Source organism: Pseudomonas sp. W15Feb9B (assembly GCF_000828175.1).
GTDB lineage: Bacteria > Pseudomonadota > Gammaproteobacteria > Pseudomonadales > Pseudomonadaceae > Aquipseudomonas > Aquipseudomonas parakoreensis.
The window spans coordinates 23715-40832 of record NZ_JTKF01000026.1; the positions used below are offsets into that span (position 1 = coordinate 23715).

General features: G+C 59.8%; 17 protein-coding genes. 9 read left to right on the forward strand and 8 right to left on the reverse strand.

Going from position 1 to position 17118, the window contains the following annotated elements:
• Window positions 1–17 precede the first annotated feature (17 nt).
• Together OC71_RS14160 and OC71_RS14165 are read left to right on the forward strand one after the other, a co-directional pair.
• Complete coding sequence (locus OC71_RS14160) at window positions 18–602, forward strand: papain-like cysteine protease family protein (RefSeq protein WP_041070244.1); 585 nt, start codon at window positions 18–20, stop codon at window positions 600–602.
• Between the two features lie 12 nt (window positions 603–614).
• Window positions 615–1214: a hypothetical protein gene (locus tag OC71_RS14165; RefSeq protein ID WP_041070245.1), complete on the forward strand. Its 600-nt coding sequence runs from the start codon at window positions 615–617 to the stop codon at window positions 1212–1214.
• A gap of 63 nt (window positions 1215–1277) precedes the next feature.
• On the opposite strand, the gene OC71_RS14170 is transcribed toward OC71_RS14165, so the two are convergent.
• On the reverse strand, window positions 1278–2618 hold the full coding sequence (locus OC71_RS14170; protein ID WP_041070247.1) for a DEAD/DEAH box helicase: 1341 nt from the start codon (window positions 2616–2618) through the stop codon (window positions 1278–1280).
• 191 nt (window positions 2619–2809) lie between these two features.
• On the opposite strand from OC71_RS14170, the gene OC71_RS14175 reads away from it, so the two are divergent.
• Window positions 2810–4108 carry a mechanosensitive ion channel family protein gene (locus OC71_RS14175; RefSeq protein WP_041070249.1) on the forward strand — a complete coding sequence of 433 codons (1299 nt, stop codon included), beginning with the start codon at window positions 2810–2812 and terminating at the stop codon, window positions 4106–4108.
• An 89-nt stretch (window positions 4109–4197) separates the two neighbouring features.
• Here OC71_RS14175 and OC71_RS14180 read toward each other — a convergent pair whose 3' ends face one another.
• From OC71_RS14180 to OC71_RS14190, 3 genes are all read right to left on the reverse strand, one after another.
• Entirely contained in the window at window positions 4198–5055 is an 858-nt protein-coding gene (locus tag OC71_RS14180; protein WP_007965993.1) for a carboxylate/amino acid/amine transporter, read from the reverse strand.
• Between the two features lie 343 nt (window positions 5056–5398).
• Entirely contained in the window at window positions 5399–5998 is a 600-nt protein-coding gene (locus OC71_RS14185) for an FMN-dependent NADH-azoreductase (RefSeq protein ID WP_041070251.1), read from the reverse strand.
• A gap of 231 nt (window positions 5999–6229) precedes the next feature.
• Entirely contained in the window at window positions 6230–6544 is a 315-nt protein-coding gene (locus OC71_RS14190) for a hypothetical protein (RefSeq protein ID WP_041070254.1), read from the reverse strand.
• 49 nt (window positions 6545–6593) lie between these two features.
• Here OC71_RS14190 and OC71_RS14195 point away from each other — a divergent pair, with 49 nt between their 5' ends.
• The 5 genes from OC71_RS14195 to aqpZ all read left to right on the forward strand — a co-directional run bounded on the left by OC71_RS14195 (window position 6594) and on the right by aqpZ (window position 11863).
• Window positions 6594–7517: a LysR family transcriptional regulator gene (locus OC71_RS14195; protein WP_041070257.1), complete on the forward strand. Its 924-nt coding sequence runs from the start codon at window positions 6594–6596 to the stop codon at window positions 7515–7517.
• Window positions 7518–7531: 14 nt separating this feature from the next.
• A complete protein-coding gene (locus OC71_RS14200; protein WP_041070259.1) occupies window positions 7532–8335 on the forward strand; it encodes an alpha/beta fold hydrolase in 804 nt (267 codons plus the stop codon).
• Window positions 8336–8338: 3 nt separating this feature from the next.
• A complete protein-coding gene (locus OC71_RS14205; RefSeq protein WP_041070262.1) occupies window positions 8339–8896 on the forward strand; it encodes a peptidylprolyl isomerase in 558 nt (185 codons plus the stop codon).
• 88 nt (window positions 8897–8984) lie between these two features.
• On the forward strand, window positions 8985–10817 hold the full coding sequence (locus OC71_RS14210; RefSeq protein WP_041070265.1) for an ABC transporter ATP-binding protein: 1833 nt from the start codon (window positions 8985–8987) through the stop codon (window positions 10815–10817).
• A 350-nt stretch (window positions 10818–11167) separates the two neighbouring features.
• Window positions 11168–11863 (forward strand): aquaporin Z, encoded by a 696-nt coding sequence (gene aqpZ / locus OC71_RS14215; protein ID WP_041070268.1) that lies wholly within the window; start codon window positions 11168–11170, stop codon window positions 11861–11863.
• A 94-nt stretch (window positions 11864–11957) separates the two neighbouring features.
• Here aqpZ and OC71_RS14220 read toward each other — a convergent pair whose 3' ends face one another.
• Window positions 11958–13082, reverse strand: coding sequence for a GNAT family N-acetyltransferase (locus tag OC71_RS14220; RefSeq protein WP_041070270.1), 1125 nt, complete (start codon window positions 13080–13082; stop codon window positions 11958–11960).
• A 278-nt stretch (window positions 13083–13360) separates the two neighbouring features.
• Here OC71_RS14220 and OC71_RS14225 point away from each other — a divergent pair, with 278 nt between their 5' ends.
• The gene (locus tag OC71_RS14225; protein ID WP_007966005.1) at window positions 13361–14683 is read left to right on the forward strand and encodes a putative porin; all 1323 of its coding nucleotides are present in this window, start codon (window positions 13361–13363) and stop codon (window positions 14681–14683) included.
• Window positions 14684–14851: 168 nt separating this feature from the next.
• Here the strand turns inward: OC71_RS14225 and OC71_RS14230 are convergent, their stop codons facing one another.
• From OC71_RS14230 to OC71_RS14245, 3 genes are all read right to left on the reverse strand, one after another.
• Complete coding sequence (locus OC71_RS14230) at window positions 14852–15091, reverse strand: anti-sigma factor (protein WP_041070273.1); 240 nt, start codon at window positions 15089–15091, stop codon at window positions 14852–14854.
• Entirely contained in the window at window positions 15085–15699 is a 615-nt protein-coding gene (locus OC71_RS14235) for an RNA polymerase sigma factor (RefSeq protein ID WP_003222662.1), read from the reverse strand. The genes OC71_RS14230 and OC71_RS14235 overlap by 7 nt, the downstream gene beginning before the upstream one ends.
• 191 nt (window positions 15700–15890) lie before the next feature.
• Window positions 15891–17012 carry a beta-ketoacyl-ACP synthase III gene (locus OC71_RS14245; protein WP_041070278.1) on the reverse strand — a complete coding sequence of 374 codons (1122 nt, stop codon included), beginning with the start codon at window positions 17010–17012 and terminating at the stop codon, window positions 15891–15893.
• Window positions 17013–17118 lie beyond the last annotated feature (106 nt).

Genomic DNA, 17118 nt, shown 5'->3' on the forward strand with positions numbered 1-17118 from the left:
CATGGAGGACTGAAAAAATGTTAACCACTCAAGCCACATCATTCACCGGCGAGAGCCTGCCAAGGTGCCTTGTCGGCCATCTGCTCGACCCGCAGCTGGTCGAGGTTCAAGCCACTGCACAAACCGCCGCACTGGCCGCTGCCAGCCTCAACTTCAGCATGCAGAAACAGACTCAGACCAACTGGTGCTGGGCCGCTGTTTCCGCTTCGGTCGGCAACTATTACGGCACTGGAAACTGGACCCAGTGCGGCGTCGCCAGCACCCAACTGGATCGCAATTGCTGCAGCCAGCCAGGACCGTGCAACGTCTACGGCTATCTGGATTCAGCCCTGCAAACCACCCGCAGCTATAACGGGATGAATCAGGGTTCGCTGCAGATGTCGGCCATTCAGAACCAGATCAACATGGGCCGCCCGGTCGGCCTGCGCTGTGCCTGGTACGGTGGCGGTGCGCACTTCCTGGCGATCTACGGCACCAACGGCAACTATGTGCTGGTTGCCGACTCGATCTACGGTTATTCGACCCGCGCGCTGAACTCATTCCCGGGTTCGTACAACGGCGGCGGCAACTGGACTCACACTTACTTCACCGCAAAAAACTAGGAGGGCGACATCATGCAACTGACTTATCCAAAGGCGCCTTCCAACGGTGTTCAGACTTTGCGTCCCGCGCTGCAAGCCGCACTGCAAACACAGGGTTTCGGCATTAATCGCCAGTTCGCCGCCGCGACACCGGCCAAAGTCAGCCTCAGCGAAGCCTATCGCGGCTACTCGCTGACACTCGACGATCTGAGCCAGGGCAAGGGTTTGAAAAACGCACGCATCGGTGACTGGCATTACCTGGTGTTTGCCGACGGCGTCAGCATTGCCGATGCGCAACTGGCCGAGGTGCGTGGCCATGTCGAGTTCGCTTCGCTGAACCACGGCACCCGGGCCGCCGACACCGTGGGCGCGTTGAAACTGGCGGAACAGGCGCCGCAATTGCAAGGCAAAAGCGTTGAACTGCGCGTGCTGTTTGTCTCGGCGCTGCACGTCGTGGCGATCTGGCTGCATGCGGACGGTGAGGATGTGCTGATCCCGATTGAGCCGACGCCAAAAGAGCTGGGCGACTCGCGGCTGTACAGCGAAGCCGCGCTGCTCGCGCTGCTCAAACCGGCGGCAGATCGCGCCAGACAGCGCTTTGACGCGGACACCAGCGGACAGTTGGGGAACTGACAGACCCTGCGCATAAAAAAACCCGGACACTGTCCGGGTTTTTTATTGGCCATTTGTGGCGACTTATTCAGCCGCAGGCTCGGCCGGCTTGCGGCGCTTGAGCGGGGCCATGCCGTCGCTGCTCACCAGCGAATCCGGCTTCGGCCGATTGGCGCTCTTGCGCTTGGTCGGGGTCTTGGCGGCGGTTTTCTTCTTGTCGCCCTTGGCGTCGGTCTTTTTCTTCTTCACGCCGACGGCTTTGCCCGAGGCCTTGACCTTTTTCGGCCCGCCGTAGGTGCCTTTGACTTCCTTGATGGTGCGGCGCTCGAAGCTCTGCTTCAGGTAGCGCTCGATGCTCGACATCAGGTTCCAGTCGCCGTGGCAGATCAGCGAGATCGCCAGACCATCGTTGCCGGCGCGACCGGTACGACCGATGCGGTGCACGTATTCGTCGCCGCTGCGTGGCATGTCGAAGTTGATCACCAGATCCAGGCCATCCACGTCCAGACCACGTGCTGCGACGTCGGTGGCAACCAGAATCTTCACGCCACCTTGCTTCAGACGATCGATCGCCAGTTTACGATCCTTCTGGTCTTTCTCGCCGTGCAGCACGAACGCCTTGTATTCCTGAGCCACGAGGCGGCCGTAGATGCGGTCGGCCATGGCGCGGGTGTTGGTGAAGACGATGGCCTTCTGATAGGTCTCGTTGGCCAGCAGCCAGTTCACAATCTGCTCTTTGTGCTGGTTGTGGTCGGCGGTGATGATCTGCTGACGAGTCGTCGAGTTCAGCTGGCTGACCGCGTTGAGCTGCAGGTGCTCAGGGTTGTTCAGCACCTTGGCGATCATCTCGCGCAGGCCGGAACCGCCGGTGGTGGCGGAGAACAGCATGGTCTGCTGACGGTTAGGGCATTCGTCGACCAGACGCTGTACGTCTTCGGCGAAGCCCATGTCGAGCATGCGGTCGGCTTCGTCGAGCACCAGCACTTCGACTTCTTTGAGGTCGAGGTTGCCGGCGTTGAGTTGCTCGATCATCCGGCCCGGGGTACCGATCAGGATGTCCGGCACCTTGCGCAGCATCGCCGCTTGCACCTTGAAGTCTTCACCGCCGGTGATCAGGCCGGACTTGATGAAGGTGAACTGCGAGAAGCGTTCAACTTCTTTCAGGGTCTGCTGGGCCAGTTCGCGGGTCGGCAGCAGGATCAGGGTCTTGATGCTGACGCGAATCTTCGCCGGGCCGATCAGGCGGTTGAGGATCGGCAGGACAAAAGCGGCGGTCTTGCCGCTACCGGTTTGCGCCGTCACCCGCAGGTCACGCCCCTGGAGCGCCAGCGGAATGGCCGCTGCTTGCACAGGCGTTGGCTCGACAAATTTCAGCTCGGCCACGGCTTTGAGCAGGCGTTCGTGCAGGGCGAATTGGGAAAACACGGGTGCTACCTCGAAGATATGCAAAAAAACAGCTGCATAGGTTACCGGTTTCGAGCGCTCAGGCCGAGTTTCTTTATACAAACGGGCGTAATCAGTGGCTTTTTTGTTGCTCGATTTGTCTCCAACGGTAATACACAGCGTCTTAAATGCTCTAATCGCCCATCGCGTCTTACAGAAGAATCGTTGCTCACATGGATTTCAAACAGCTCTGGCTCAACGCCCAAGACCTCTGGGGTGCCCTCGAAAAGCACCCGTTCCTGCAATCCGGCCTGGCGCTGATGCTGCTATTGGTGATCGCGCTGATCCTCGGACGAGTGGCGCGCTATCTGATCCTGCATGCCAGCCGCATGCTCGGGCGCCAGCCGGCGCTGCACTGGATCAACGACTTTCGCCACAACAAGGTGTTTCAGCGTCTGGCGCAGATGACGCCGTCGCTGGTGATCCAGTTCGGTCTGCACCTGGTGCCGGAACTGAGCAAAACCGCGATGACCTTCCTCGGCAACGTGGCGCTGTCCTTCACCATCCTGTTCCTGCTGCTGTCGGTCAGCGCCCTGCTCAATGCGTTGCTGGACATCTATGCGCGCACCGAACACGCGCGCACCCGCTCGATCAAGGGCTATGTGCAACTGGCGAAAATGGTCTTGTACGTGTTTGGTGCGATCATCATCGTCGCCACCCTGATCGACCGTTCGCCGTTGTTGCTGCTGTCCGGTCTGGGTGCGATGTCGGCGGTGATTCTGTTGGTCTACAAGGACACCCTGCTGTCGTTCGTCGCCAGCGTACAGCTGACCAGCAACGACATGCTGCGGGTCGGCGACTGGATCGAAATGCCGCAAGTCGGTGCCGATGGCGACGTGGTCGACATCACCTTGCACACGGTCAAGGTGCAGAACTTCGACAAAACCATCGTCTCGATCCCGACCTGGCGCCTGATGTCCGAGTCGTTCCGCAACTGGCGCGGCATGCAGCAGTCCGGCGGGCGACGGATCAAGCGCAGCCTGTTTATCGACGCCAGCGGTGTGCGTTTCATCCGCGACGATGAAGAAGAAAAACTCTCTCAGGTGCACCTGCTGACCGCCTACATGGGCCGCAAGAAAGCCGAACTCAAAGCGTGGAACGAGGCGCAGGGTAATGTAGCGGCGATGGCGGCCAACCGTCGGCGCATGACCAACATCGGCACCTTCCGCGCTTATGCGCTGGCGTATCTGAAAAGCCATCCCGAGATCCAGCCGAACATGACCTGCATGGTGCGCCAGATGCAGACCACGGCGCAGGGCATTCCACTGGAAATCTACTGCTTTACGACCACCACGGTGTGGGCCGATTACGAGCGGATTCAGGGTGATATTTTCGATTATCTGCTGGCGGTGCTACCGGAGTTTGGCTTGAGCCTGTATCAGCAGCCGAGTGGCGGGGATTTGCGTTCGGGGTTGTTGCCGGCGGTGCTGGGTTCGGCGCACATTGCGGAACAACAAAAACACCTCATGTAACCCACGATCAGTGTAGGAGCTGCCGAAGGCTGCGATCTTTTGATTTTAAAGATTAAAAGATCGCAGCCTTCGGCAGCTCCTACACCGGGTCATGCGGTGCGGCGGATACCCAACCGGCTGATCCATACGGCCGCGAGGATGACGCTGCCGCCCAGCAACAATCGCCCCAGCTCTTCGTGCTGATTCCAGATCAGCAGATTCAGCAGCAGCCCCACCGGCACATGCAGGTTGTTCATCACCGCCAGCGTGCCGCCGTTGACCATGCACGCGCCCTTGTTCCACCAGTACATGCCCAGCGCGGTGGAGACCAGGCCGAGAAACAGCAACACACCCCACTGCAGCGGTGCTTCGGGCAGGAAGTTGGCTTTGCCGAACAGCAGAAACGCCGGCAACACCACCGCCAGTGCGCCGAGGTAGAAGAAGCCGAAACGCCGGTAATGCGGCAGGTCGCTCGGGTGTTTCGCCACCAGATGCTTGTACAGCACCTGGCCGGCGGCGTAGGTGAAGTTCGCCAGTTGCAGCAACAGGAAACCCATGAAGAAATCCGGGTTGATCCGATCAAAACGAATCACTGCCGCACCGCCCACCGCTACCAATGCAGCGACCAGCGCCCATGGATTGAAGCGTCGGTTCAACGCATCTTCGATCAACGTCACATGCAACGGTGTGAGGATGGTGAACAGCAGCACCTCCGGCACCGTCAATACGCGAAAGCTCAGGTACAGGCAGACGTAGGTGATGCCGAACTGCAATGCGCCGATCAACAGCATGCCGCGCATGAACGCCGGTTCCACCGAACGCCAGCGGGTCAACGGAATGAACACCAGCCCGGCCAGCACCACGCGCACCAGCACTGCGAAGTAGCTGTCGACATGCCCGGCGAGGTATTCGCCGATCAGACTGAAGGAAAACGCCTGGATCAGCGTGACAAAAAGTAGATAGCCCATGGTCGCCTCTGTTTCGAATGGCGGCGACGATAGCGGTTTTTGCGCCAGACCGCGAACCTCAGGCAACACTGAACCCTGTGGGAGCGAGCTTGCTCGCGAAGGCATCGTGTCAGTCGACGAATATTTGACTGACACACCGCCTTCGCGAGCAAGCCCGCTCCCACAGGGGATACACGTTGCTCAGATAATCTCAGGCAAAAAAAAGCCCGATTTCGCTTAAGCGTTCAATCGGGCTACAGCACTCAGGAGCAACAAGTGCAAAGGGAGGTTCGATGCGCGTAGAGCCTTGAAGGGGTTGCGCCAGGTCACTTAAACAAGCGGCGATTATCTGGCGATTAACCTATCAAGCGACTTGGGACAGTTTGGCGTTGGCCTGATTCAAGCCCTTCTCCTGGAAGTCGCCGCCCAGGTTCATGCCTTCGGCGTGAATGAAGGTCACGTCGTGGATGCCGATGAAGCCCATGACCTGGCGCAGGTACGGTTCCTGATGGTCGGCCGGGCCGCCGGCGTAGATCCCGCCGCGAGCGGTGAGCACGTAGGCACGTTTGCCGCTGAGCAGGCCTTGCGGGCCGGTTTCGGTGTACTTGAAGGTCACACCGGCACGCAGCACGTGGTCGAGCCAGGCTTTCAGAGTGCTCGGGATCGCGAAGTTGTACATCGGCGCTGCCATCACCAATACGTCGGCGGCCAGCAACTCTTCGGTCAATTCGTTGGAGCGGTCCAGCGACGATTGTTCGTCGGCGTTGCGCTGTTCGGCAGACTTCATCCAGCCACCCAGCAGGTTGGCGTCCAGGTGGGGTACCGGGTTCACGGCGAGGTCACGCACGGTGATCTGATCGTTGGGGTGCGCCGCTTTCCACTGACCGATGAAGGTCTGGGTCAGTTGACGGGAAACCGAGTCTTGCTGGCGGGCGCTGCTTTCGATGATCAGAACGCGGGACATGGTGTGTAGTCTCCATCCGAGAATGTTGTAGGTCGATGGAGTGAAGGTTAAACAGGGATGTATCGATGAAAAAGCGCAAATAATTGCTGCAAAGCATCGAATAATTCGTTTAGATGCACTTGCCCCCTGTGGGAGCGAGCTTGCTCGCGAAAGCGGTGTGTCATTCAACAATGATGTCGACTGAAACGGCCACTTCGCGAGCAAGCTCGCTCCCACAAGGGATTGACGCCGTTATTTCGGGCTGCAACTCAGTTCAATGCGCAGCCTGATGATCTCGCGAGAGAACTTGGCCGTGGCGTTCGTATGCTTGCGGGCCGGGACTTCGATGTTGCGCGTACGTGGCGCTTCCGGGCCATTGTTGAAAACGGCTTTGCAGACGGCATCGACATCACCGAAGTTGACCACTTTTATGGAGCCGATGTCCTTGTCGGTGTCATAGGTTTCGTAGTCGATCTTCAAGCCATTGAGATTTTTCTGCACATCGATCGGGTAAGCAAACGCTGACAGCGGCAGCAGCGCCAGCAACACACAACAGAATTTTTTCATTCGCCAGTCTCCATGAGGGACGGCCAGCTTAGGACAAGAGGAGCTATTGATGAAAGCGCCCCGCGTGACCCTTGATCAATGGCGAACATTGCAGGCCGTGGTCGATCACGGCGGCTTCGCCCAAGCCGCCGAGGCACTGCACCGTTCGCAATCGTCGGTGAGTTACACCGTCGCCCGCATGCAGGACCAACTCGGCGTGCCCTTGCTGCGCATTGACGGGCGTAAGGCGGTACTCACCGAAGCCGGTGGTGTACTGTTGCGCCGCTCGCGGCAACTGGTGAAACAGGCCAGCCAACTGGAAGACCTCGCCCACCACATGGAGCAAGGTTGGGAGGCCGAGGTGCGGCTGGTGGTCGATGCGGCCTACCCGAGCGCACGTATCGTCCGGGCGCTGACCGCGTTCATGCCGCAAAGTCGTGGCTGCCGCGTGCGGCTGCGCGAGGAAGTGTTGTCGGGGGTCGAAGAAGTGCTGCTGGAAGGCGTGGCCGATCTGGCGATCACCGGTCTGAGCATTCCCGGCTATCTCGGTGCGGAATTGAGCGATGTCGAATTTGTTGCCGTCGCCCACCCGGACCACGCCTTGCATCGGCTCAATCGCGAACTGAGCTTCCAGGATCTGGAAACCCAGATGCAGGTGGTGATTCGCGACTCCGGGCGCCAGCAGCCACGCGACGTCGGCTGGCTGGGTGCCGAACAGCGCTGGACGGTCGGCAGCCTCGCCACTGCCGCAACGTTCGTCAGCAGCGGACTGGGTTTCGCCTGGTTGCCCCGACACATGATCGAACGTGAATTGAAGGAAGGCACGCTCAAGCTGCTACCGTTGGTTCAGGGCGGCAGCCGCAACCCGAGTTTCTATCTGTACTCGAACAAGGACAAACCGCTGGGCCCGGCGACACAAATCCTCATCGAACTGCTGCGTACCTTCGACACCTTGCCGCTGGACGCACCGTTCGCCGCCCCCGAACAAGCCTGACACGGAGTTCACCGATGGCGTATTTCGAGCACGAAGGTTGCAACCTGCACTACGAGGAATATGGCCACGGTACGCCGTTGCTGCTGGTTCACGGGCTCGGCTCAAGCACCCTGGACTGGGAAATGCAGATTCCGGCACTGTCGGCGCATTACCGGGTGATCGTCCCGGACATACGCGGTCACGGTCGCTCGGACAAACCCCGCGAGCGCTACAGCATCGCCGGTTTCAGCGCTGACCTGCTGGCGTTGCTCGACCACTTGCACCTCGGTCCGGTGCATTACGTCGGGCTGTCGATGGGCGGGATGATCGGCTTTCAGTTCGGCGTCGATCAGCCGCAAAGGCTCAAAAGCCTGACCATCGTCAACAGCGCCCCCGAAGTCAAACTCCGCAGCCGCGACGATTACTGGCAGTGGTTCAAACGCTGGAGCCTGATGCGTGTGCTGAGCCTGGCAACCATCGGCAAGGCGCTGGGCGGCAAACTTTTTCCGAAACCGGAACAGGCTGATTTGCGGCAGAAAATGGCCGAACGCTGGGCAAAAAACGACAAACGTGCTTATCTCGCCAGCTTCGATGCGATTGTTGGCTGGGGCGTTCAGGAACGACTTTCCCGGGTGACCTGTCCAACCCTCATCGTCACTGCCGACCGTGACTACACACCGGTGGCGCTGAAAGAAACCTATGTAAAACTGCTGCCCGATGCGCGGCTGGTGGTCATCGCCGATTCGCGCCACGCCACCCCGCTCGATCAACCCGAACGCTTCAATCAAACGCTGCTGGAGTTTCTCGCCGCAGCCGACATTCAATCTCAGGATCACTGACCCATGCTGAAAAAACTCGCCCTCGCCGCCGGCACCGTGCTGTTCGCTGCCAACCTGATGGCTGCCACCCCGGCCAAAGCGCCGCACGTGCTGCTGGACACCACCAACGGCCAGATCGAAATCGAACTGGACCCGGTCAAGGCGCCGATCAGTACCAAAAACTTTCTGGATTACGTCAACAGCGGCTTTTACACCAACACCATTTTCCACCGCGTGATCCCGGGCTTCATGGCTCAGGGCGGCGGTTTCACGCCACAGATGCAGCAGAAAGAAACCAAGGCGCCGATCAAGAACGAACACAAAAACGGTCTGGCCAACGTTCGCGGCACCTTGTCCATGGCGCGCACCTCCGTACCTGATTCGGCGACCAGCCAGTTCTTCATCAACGTCAAGGACAACGACTTCCTCGACCAGGGTGATGGCTACGCCGTATTCGGCAAAGTGGTCAAAGGCATGGACGTGGTCGACATCATCGTCAACTCGCCAACCACCACCAAACAGGGCATGCAAAACGTGCCTTCCGACCCTGTGATCATCAAGTCGGCCAAAGTCATCGACTAAGCTGTACAGGGCGTTTCGAGCGGCGCAGGCCTGACGCCACGCCGCTCACACCGATAAAAGGAGAGCCCGGCCTCCGGGCGGTTATCTGATGCTCTATCGCCGTTTCGAACAACTGATCGACATATTCCGCGACGCTCCGACGGCGGCTCCGCCCAATCGCGTGCTGCCCTTCTATACCTACTACCTGAAACAAGTCTGGCCGAGCTTTGCCGCTCTGTTGGTGGTCGGTCTGTTTGCTGCGTTGATCGAAGTGGCGCTGTTCAGTTACCTGAGCCGCATCATCGACCTGGCCCAGGGCACGCCCAACCCGAATTTCTTCAGCGACCACGCCCTCGAACTGACGTGGATGGTGGTGGTTGCGCTGGTACTGCGGCCAATCTTTTTCGGCCTGCACGACCTGCTGGTGCACCAGACCCTGAGCCCGGGGATGACCAGCATGATCCGCTGGCAGAATCACAGCTATGTGCTCAAACAGAGCCTGAATTTCTTCCAGAACGACTTCGCCGGGCGTATCGCCCAACGCATCATGCAGACCGGCAACTCGCTGCGTGACTCCGCCGTGCAAGCGGTCGACGCGTTGTGGCATGTGGTGATCTACGCGATCAGTTCGCTGGTGCTGTTCGCCGAAGCCGACTGGCGCCTGATGATCCCGCTGCTGACGTGGATCGCCGCCTACATCGGCGCCCTGTATTACTTCGTGCCACGGGTCAAGGATCGCTCGGTGGAGGCCTCCGATGCGCGCTCGAAACTGATGGGGCGGATTGTCGACGGCTACACCAACATCGCCACGCTGAAGCTGTTTGCCCACACCCATTTCGAACAGCATTACGCCAGGGAAGCCATCGAGGAACAGACGGTCAAGGCGCAGATGGCCGGCCGCGTGGTGACCAGCATGGACGTGGCAATCACCGCCATGAACGGCCTGCTGATCGTCGGCACCACCGCGCTGGCGCTGTGGCTGTGGACGCAGTCGTTGATCACGGTCGGCGCTATCGCGCTGGCTACGGGTCTGGTGATTCGCATTGTCAACATGTCCGGCTGGATCATGTGGGTGGTCACCGGCATCTTCGAAAACATCGGCATGGTGCAGGACGGTCTGCAGACCATCTCACAACCGGTCAGCGTCACTGATCACGAACAGGCCAAACCACTGGCGGTGGCCCGTGGCGAGGTGCGTTTCGAACATGTGGATTTTCACTACGGCAAGAAGAAAGGCATCATCGGCGACCTCAACCTGACCATCAAACCGGGCGAGAAAATCGGTTTGATCGGGCCGTCCGGCGCCGGCAAATCGACATTGGTCAACCTGCTGCTGCGCCTGTACGACGTCGAGGGCGGACGGATCCTGATCGATGGGCAGAATATCGCCGAAGTCGGCCAGGAAAGCCTGCGCGCACGGATCGGCATGATCACGCAGGACACCTCCCTGCTGCACCGCTCGATCCGCGACAACTTGCTGTACGGCAAGCCTGACGCCACCGACGCCGAACTCTGGGATGCGGTGCACAAGGCTCGCGCCGACGAGTTCATTCCGTTGCTGTCGGACGCCGAGGGCCGCACCGGTTTCGATGCGCACGTCGGCGAGCGCGGGGTGAAGCTGTCCGGCGGCCAGCGCCAGCGCATCGCGATTGCCCGGGTGCTGCTCAAGGACGCGCCGATCCTGATCATGGACGAAGCGACCTCGGCACTGGATTCGGAAGTCGAAGCAGCGATCCAGGAAAGCCTCGAAACCCTGATGCAAGGCAAAACCGTGATCGCCATCGCTCACCGCCTCTCGACCATCGCCCGCATGGATCGGCTGGTGGTGCTGGAAAACGGCAAGATCGCCGAGAGCGGCACCCACGCCGAATTGCTCGCCCATCGCGGGTTGTATGCGCGGTTGTGGGCGCACCAGACCGGTGGATTTGTCGGGATCGATTGATCACAAAAAATCTGACTTTGTGAACTTTTGTGGCGAGGGAGCTTGCTCCCGTTCGACTGCGCAGCAGACGCAAAGCCCGCCAACTGTGCGAGTCTGACACTACCGGTGCAGATAGTTTTGGGACAGCTTCGCTGTCCAGCGGGAGCAAGCTCCCTCGCCACACAATGTTTGTCCGCCAAAAAACCGCCCCAGCCCGCCAACCACGGGCTCTGGCGGTTTTTTCATGCCTGCTGGAAATCCATCCAAAGCCTGCTGTACTCAGCCAAGGCTCCAGCAGGGAGCCTGTCGTAAATCTGCAAGGAAGCACAACTCGATACAGTCTCGATAGCACGCCTATCAAGGACTCTCTCATGTCTCTGTTCAAACGTTCAGTCACTGAGTTGTTGGGTACGTTCTGGCTGGTTCTGGGTGGATGCGGCAGTGCAGTGCTCGCTGCGTCTTCGCCCTTGGGCATTGGAGTGCTGGGGGTGGCCCTGGCGTTTGGTCTGACGGTGCTGACCATGGCGTTCGCCATTGGCCACATCAGCGGATGTCATCTCAACCCGGCCGTCTCGGTCGGTCTGTTCGTTGGCGGCCGGTTTCCGGCCAAAGAGTTGCCCGCCTATATCATCGCGCAGGTGCTCGGCGCGATTCTCGCCGCGGCGCTGATTGCGCACATTGCCAGCGGCAAGGAGGGTTTCGATATTGCCGCAGGTCTGGCCTCCAATGGGTATGGCGAGCACTCGCCGGGCAAATACTCGATGGCCGCAGGCTTTGTCACCGAACTGGTGATGACCGCCATGTTCGTGATCATCATCCTTGGTGCCACCGACAAACGCGCTCCGGCGGGCCTTGCACCGATCGCCATCGGCCTGGGTCTGACGTTGATTCACCTGATCTCGATCCCGGTCACCAACACCTCGGTCAACCCGGCGCGCAGCACCGGGCCGGCGCTGATGGTCGGCGGCTGGGCGATCGCGCAGTTGTGGATGTTCTGGGTCGCGCCGCTGCTGGGCGCGGTGGTGGGCGGCGGAATCTATCGCTGGCTGGGTAAAGAGGAATCCTGAAACCACTACCTCCCCTGTAGGAGCTGCCGGAGGCTGCGATCTTTTGACTTTTAAAGAGCAAAAGATCGCAGCCTCCGGCAGCTCCTACAGGGATCTAGGCTTGGCGGTAAGGCAAGGCTGTTCTGGCTTCCTCGGCGTACGCAAGGACGCCAGCGCGCTCTTGCTGCAGAAAATCCTTCACCGCCGCTTTCAACCCGGGATGGCGCAGGTAGTGCCACGAATGCGTGATCACCGGTTCAAAGCCGCGAATCAGTTTATGTTCACCCTGGGCCCCCGCATCAAAGCGCTGATACCCCTGGGCAATCGCGTAATCCATGCCTTGATAGAAACACGTCTCGAAATGCAGCCGGTCAAACTCGGCCAGACATCCCCAATAGCGTCCATAGAAGCTGTCGCCCCCGACCAGACTGAAGGCCATCGCCACCGGCCGTGAACCCTGCCTGGCGAAGACCACCCGAATCGCCTCCGGCATCCGCGCAGCCAGCAGACTGAAGAACTCGCGCGTCAGGTACGGCGCCTGTCGGCGCACGGCATAAGTGTTGGCATAGCAGGCGTAGACAAAATCCCATTGCGCCTCGTCCAGCTCACGCCCTTCCAGCCATTCGAATTCGAAGCCCTGCCCCGCCACTTGCTCGCGCTCCTTGCGCATCTGCTTGCGCTTGCGCGAGCTGAGCACGTCGAGAAAATCCTGAAAGTCCCGGTAACCGCGATTCTGCCAGTGGTACTGACAGCCGATGCGTTGCAGCCAGCCCGGTTGCTCGGCCATGGCGGCGTCGGTGAACGGGTCGGTGAAATTGACGTGAGCGCTGGAAAGTTCTTCGATTTCCAGATAACCCGGCAGGCTCTTGAGCAGTTCGAATCCGTCCTCGACATTCGCCGCCAGCAAGCGCGGGCCACTGACCGGACTGAACGGCACCGCTGTCAGCAGCTTGGGGTAGTAATCGATCCCGGCGCGCGCGCAGGCATCGGCCCAACCGTGATCAAAGACGTACTCGCCGTAGGAATGCCATTTGCGATAACTGGGCAGCGCGGCGATCAACCGATTGTCTTCAACATGCAGCAGATGCTCGGGTTGCCAGCCGGTGTGCGGGCCGACGCTGCCACTGTCTTCCAGTGCGCCGAGGAACGCATGGCGCAGAAACGGCTGGTTCTCGGGCACCAGCGCATCCCAGGTCGCGGGGGCGATTTCTGACAGGTTTTGCACACGTTGCAACGGCATCCACTAGCTCTCCACATCTTGGCGTCAAAGCCCCGCGAGTATCGCTGATCAGCTTCCATTGCACACGCTCATTCGGGCGACAGTGCTCTGGCTCAATAGTTCACGAAGACTTTGCATCGTCATCGACATGACATCACTTAGCCACTGCTCTGTCATAAACCATCGCGATACTCGCTCCTGTTTTTAGAGCGCCGGGGTCTACCCGGACACTGTTTTCCGACGTGCGCGTCGGTGTGCCCAGGATGGTTCAGCCATCCCTCTCATCTTCGGAGATTGCTATGCGTCTTGCTTCCACGAAAACTGCGGCGGCCCTGTGCGGTGGCCTGTTGCTGGCCATGAGCGTTCCGGCCAGTGCTGCAGTCGACGCCAAACTGCTCGACATGCTCAAGGCTAACGGTTCCATTTCCCAGGCGCAGTACATTGAACTGCAAACTGAACTGGCCAAGGATCAGAAGGCTCAGCAAATCGCGCAGCAGGCGCAGCAAGAGACCAACGAGCAAATCGCGGCAACCGCGAAGAAAACCAATGAGCTGAGCTCCTTCGACCAGAAACTTGCCTGGGCCGCCAAGACCCAGTTCAAGGGTGACGTGCGTATCCGTCAGGAGACCGTCAAGATCGACGGTGAATCCAACAATGGTGGTCGCGACAAGGATCGCCAGCGTATCCGTGCCCGCCTCGGCGCCTACACCGAGATCAACCCGCAAGTCGACACCGGTATCCGTATTGCCACCGGCGGCGGCGACGATGCCCGTTCGACCAACCAGGACATGGACAACTACTTCGACAAGAAGCAGATCTGGCTCGATCTGGGTTACATCGACTACCACCCCGATGCCATCAAGAACCTGCACGTGATCGGCGGCAAGATGCTGCAACCGTGGGTCAGCATGGGCGATGTGATCTGGGACAGCGACATCAACCCGGAAGGTCTGGCCGTGACCTACAAATACCCGCTGGGCAGCAGCGCCGAACTGTTCGGCAGCCTGGGTAACTACACCCTCAAGGACAATGTCGACGGCGAAGGCGTGCAATTTCGCCACGACCTGCGCCTGACCGCTGGCCAGTTGGGCAGCCGCTTCGCGATCACCGACAACCTGAAACTGACCCTGGGCGGCAGCGTCTACGCCTACCAGAACGACGAGGACAGCCGTTGCACCGGGACGTCCACACCGTGCGCACTGTCGGTCAACGGCAACTCGGCCAACAACGAATTCCGTCTGTACGAGGGTTTCAGCCAGATCGATATCGGTGGTTTGCCAATGCCGCTGTCGTTCTACGGCCAGTACGTGAAGAACAACGATGCGGTGACCGATGCCGACACTGCGTGGCTGGTCGGCGCCAAGTCGAAAGTCTTCGGCCTGAACCTGGACTACAACTATCGTGACGTACAGCGTGACGCCGTGGTCGGCGCGTTCACCGACTCCGACTTCGCCAACGGCACCACCGGTTCGCGCGGCCACAAGTTCAAGGTCGGTTACGACATCGACAAGAACTTCGCCATCGGCGCGACCTACTTCCTGACCAAGGCCGACTTCTCCAGCCGTACCCAGCGTGACGCAGACACCAACACCCTGCAGCTGGACGCGGAAGCGAAGTTCTAAAAAGCGTCACCTGTAGCCTGACGCGGGCGGGACGATCCCCATCATCCGTTCGTTTCATCCGCGTCGGGCTATTTTTTGCAGGATGCAAAAAACATGTAGGAGCTGCCGGAGGCTGCGATCTTTTGATCCTTGAAAACAAGATCAAAAGATCGCAGCCTCCGGCAGCTCCTACAGGAGATTATCTTTGCGGCGTTGCTCGGCCAGGCGCTCAGCCAGCGCATCCATACCCTCTTGCGGCTTCTCCGGCATCGCCTTCAACGTGGCCTGCATCAAACGCATCTGGCGAATGAAACGCCGGCAGTTAGGGCAGAACATCAGGTGATGGCGCACCAACAGTCTCTCGCGAAAGCTCAACTGGCCATCGAGGTAATCGCTGGAGCGCGCTACTTGTTCCTTGCAGGTCAGCATTCGCCGGTCTCCTCAAAATGCTCCACCGTGGCGAAGACTTTCAGCCGCGCACGATGCAGCAGCACACGGACATTGGAGAGCGAGATCTCCAGAAGATTACAGATCTCCTCCAGCTCCAGGCCCTGACGCTCGCGCAGCAGCAAAACACTGCTTTGCAGTTCCGACAGGCTGAGCAAGGTGTGCTCCAGGCAGTCGCGCAATTCGCTTTCCGTCAGCAAGGCTTCCGGCGTGTCCTGATGCCAGGCGAACGGCGCCACCAGCCAATGACCGTCACCGGGAGAAAAGCGATCATCGTCGATGGTGCCGTGGGGTGACGGCAGATCATCCATCAAGACTTCGCGACGATTTTGTTTGTAGCGGCTCTTGGCCGAGTTGGCAGTGATGGTCAGCAGCCAGGTCTTGAGACTGGAACGGCCCTCGAAGCTACCGATGTGGCGCACCACCGAAAGCCAGGCGTCCTGCACCACTTCTTCGACATGACGTTGGCCGACAATCGCGTAAGCCACAGCGCGCATGGCGCTCTGGTAGGTGCTGACCAGTTCCTTGAAAGCCTTTTGCTCACCGGCCAACAGGCGTTCGAGCAGTTGGGTGTCGTCCGTTGCGGCCATGCGCGCCTCGTTTGCAATACCGATTAACGTTAACCACTCGAACCTGTGGCGAGCGAGCTTGCTCGCGCTCGGCTGCGCAGCAGTCGCAAAAAACCGGCGATTGCGGTTCTTCAACAAGATCGCAATCGCCGGTTTTGGGAGCGCTACGCACTCCAGCGGGAGCAAGCTCCCTCGCCACAAGGGCGGGTAACTCAGCGCTTGCGCAGAATCACGCTGCCGATCGAGTAACCGGCGCCGAACGAGCTCAGCACGGCCAGCGAACCGGCAGCCAGATCGTCCTGATATTTGTGGAAGGCAATCACCGAGCCGGCAGAGCTGGTGTTGGCGTAGGTGTCGAGAATCACCGGGGCTTCTTCTTCGGTGGCTTCACGACCCAGCAGCTTGCGCACGATCAGGTGGTTCATGCTCAGGTTGGCCTGGTGCAGCCAGAAGCGCTTGACGTCGCCGACGTTGAGTTTGTTCTCTTCCAGATGCTCACCGATCAGCTCGGCAACCATCGGGCAGACATCCTTGAACACCTTGCGGCCTTCCTGCACGAACAGTTTGTCACGGGCACCGATGCCCTCTTCCGCGGCGCGGTTGAGGAAGCCGAAGTTGTTGCGGATGTTGTTGGAGAACTTGGTCAGCAGTTTGGTGCTGACCACATCGAACTGGTACTTGGAGGTCGCCAGGTCAGCGCGTTCGATGATGACTGCCGTCGCGGCGTCGCCGAAGATGAAGTGGCTGTCGCGGTCGCGGAAGTTCAGGTGACCGGTGCAGACTTCAGGGTTGACCATCAGGATCGCCCGGGCCTGACCCAGTTGCACGCTGTTGGCCGCAGCCTGAATGCCGAAAGTCGCCGAGGAGCAGGCCACGTTCATGTCGAAACCGAAGCCCTGAATGCCCAGTGCTTCCTGGACTTCGATGGCGATGGCCGGGTAGGCGCGCTGCAGATTGGAGCAGGCGACGATCACGCCGTCGATGTCGGCGGCGGTCTTGCCGGCACGTTGCAACGCCTGTTCGGCGGCGCCGATGGCCATCTGGCAGAGGACCGACCATTCGTCGTTGGAACGCTCCGGCAGACGCGGGGCCATGCGTCGCGGATCGAGAATGCCATCCTTGTCCATGACAAAGCGGCTCTTGATGCCAGAGGCCTTTTCGATGAACGCGGCGCTGGATTCAGTCAGCGCCTGGACTTCACCGCGGGCGATGGCATCGGCGTTGTCGGCGTTGAACTGCGCGACGTAGGTATTGAAAGACTGCACCAGCTCTTCGTTGGAAATGCTGTTGGCCGGGGTGTACAGGCCGGTGCCGCTGATGACGACGTTATGCATGGTCGTTTCTCTAATCTGTTCAGGCAGAAAGCGCTGGCACCGACGTACCAACACACAAAGGGTCTGTTCCCGTCCGGGGACGCTGACCTGGCATCGCTTTATTCCG